This window comes from Roseomonas sp. TAS13, assembly GCF_001950415.1.
Lineage (GTDB): Bacteria > Pseudomonadota > Alphaproteobacteria > Acetobacterales > Acetobacteraceae > Roseomonas > Roseomonas mucosa.
This window is the reverse complement of record NZ_BDLP01000544.1, coordinates 1-2132: the sequence shown is the minus strand read 5'-3', so window position 1 is coordinate 2132 and position 2132 is coordinate 1. Positions and strand designations below refer to the sequence as shown.

Here is a 2132-nt window from a genome sequence, read left to right as displayed (position 1 = left end):
GCCGCCGGACCCCCGGCCAGACGGCACCCATGCCGAGCCGCCGGTGAGCGCTCTCAGTCCCATGCTGGACGCGGCCGTCGAAGGAGCTGCCGACGGCAACGCTGAACAGGGGCATCCGGGAGCCAGTGTCGATCCCGAGGCACTTCCGCTGCTGACCGAGATCGAGCGACACGGCGGCGCGACGAGTGCCGCCGCCCGCCGCAACAGCCTCGCCGCGATCGGCGCCAGCCAGGAGGCGGGATCGGCCACGTCGCTGCGCTCGCCTCCCCCCATGACCGCAGCCGAGCTGCGGGGCCGTATCGACGGGATTGTCGAGCGGCTCGCGGCCTGATGGAACATAAGGAGAGGACGATGACCTTGCAGAACAAGGAGTCCTGCGCGGAAGCGGCTCCTCGGCGCTCTGTTCGGCCGCAGCCCGTGCGCGACGACATCCTGGCCTTTCTGAGCGAACCGCGGCATGCCTACGAGATCGCCGCCCACACGGGCCGGCGGACGGCCACCATTACCGGGCACATGCAGGCCATGATGCGCCTCAAGCTGGTGGAGCGGGTGGCCTACGGCGTCTATGCCCGGGTGGGAACCCTGGATGCGTTGCCGCCTCCCGCGGCGCTCCTGCGCCCGCACCCGACCAAGGAGCGGATCCTCGCCTTCCTCACCGAACCCCGGCACGTCAGCGACATCGCCGCGCACCTCGACAGCCCACGGGGCTCCGTCGCGCCTCAGCTCCGGGCCATGATCGACCGCGGCCTTGTGCGGCGTGTCCGGCGTTCGGTATTCGACCGGACGCCCCCTGATCTTTTGCAGTCGCGCCATGAGACGGAGCTGGATTCACCTTAAGCGGGATGCCGATGGGAGCGGGATCGGTCGCCGTGGTGGCCAGTGGTTGGGGACTGGTGGCAACGGACCCGAATGTTCGATTGAGATGATCGAGGCTTGGCGGCACCGATCTTCGAGTTGCCAGATCGGTAACTACCGCAGCCTTCGACCCATAGCAGTCATACGAAGCTGTCTGCAGGCTCGACATTATCCCCCCCAGGGGGATAGGATACGCGGATGGCAGACCATCCCCTTCATCAAAGCCACCCCGAGATCACCAAGCGTCTGAAGCGCGCCGCTGGGCACCTGGCGGGCGTGATCGAGATGATCGAGGCGGGCCGTCCCTGTCTTGACTTGGCGCAGCAGCTCCATGCCGTGGAAAGCGCCATCGGCAACGCCAAGCGCACCCTGATCCACGACCACCTCGACCACTGCCTGGAACAGGTGGTCGGCGGCGTGACCCGCGCCGATCGTGCACCGATCGACGAGTTCAAGCAGATTACGAAATACCTGTGAGACCGCGCCCATGACCTCCCTCTCCGACCTGCTCCAGCAGGGCACGGCTCACGCCTGGCTATTCATCCCGACCGCCATTCTGCTCGGCGCGCTGCACGGCCTGGAGCCGGGCCACAGCAAGACTATGATGGCCGCCTTCATCATCGCCATCCGGGGCACGATCGGCCAAGCCGTGCTGCTCGGCTTGGCGGCTGCTATCTCGCACACGGCGGTTGTCTGGATCGTCGCCCTGGGCGGCCAGTACATCGGCCGCGACTTCAACTCGGAAGCGACCGAACCTTACCTACAGCTCGCCTCTGCCGTGCTGGTGGCGGGGGTTGCCGCCTGGATGATGTGGCGCACCTGGAAGGACCAGCGGCTTGAGAAGGCCGGAAAGGCGCACGGCCATCACCACCATGGTGAGGAAGTCCGCAAGATCGATACCGGGCACGGCATCATGGCCTTGGAGGTGTTCGAGGACGGGGTTCCGCCGCGTTGGCGCATCCGCTTCGAGACCGGCCACGGCTGGAAAGCTGGGGACGTGACGGTTGTCACTGAACGTCCCGGTGGCGCTCGGCAGACGTTCGCATTCGTGGACCGGGGCGGCTACCTCGAAAGCGTGGCGGAGATCCCCGAGCCACACGAGTTCGTCGCGCGGGTCAGCCTCGGCCACGGCGGGCATACCCACGACTACCACTACCTGGGCACTTTGAACGGTAGTGCTGTTGCCTATCTGTTGGGTGATGCGGCAGGAGGCGGGGCGATGGGCATCCGCGGTGGTGGCAGTGACCTGGACAACTGGCTCACGCCCTTTCTTGAGG

Annotated in this window: 4 protein-coding genes; all 4 read left to right on the top strand. The window is 66.7% G+C overall.

All coding sequences use genetic code 11. From position 1 onward, the window contains the following. On the top strand, positions 1-331 hold a 331-nt coding region (locus tag ROTAS13_RS23400), incomplete at its 5' end, for a hypothetical protein (protein ID WP_216348734.1). A 20-nt stretch (positions 332-351) separates the two neighbouring features. Continuing rightward, positions 352-837, top strand: a complete 486-nt coding sequence (locus ROTAS13_RS23395; RefSeq protein WP_075823572.1) for a hypothetical protein — start codon at positions 352-354, stop codon at positions 835-837. 216 nt (positions 838-1053) lie between these two features. Then, on the top strand, positions 1054-1332 hold the full coding sequence (locus ROTAS13_RS23390) for a metal-sensing transcriptional repressor (RefSeq protein WP_075823571.1): 279 nt from the start codon (positions 1054-1056) through the stop codon (positions 1330-1332). Positions 1333-1342: 10 nt separating this feature from the next. Then, on the top strand, positions 1343-2132 hold a 790-nt coding region (locus tag ROTAS13_RS23385; protein ID WP_139323533.1), incomplete at its 3' end, for a nickel/cobalt efflux transporter.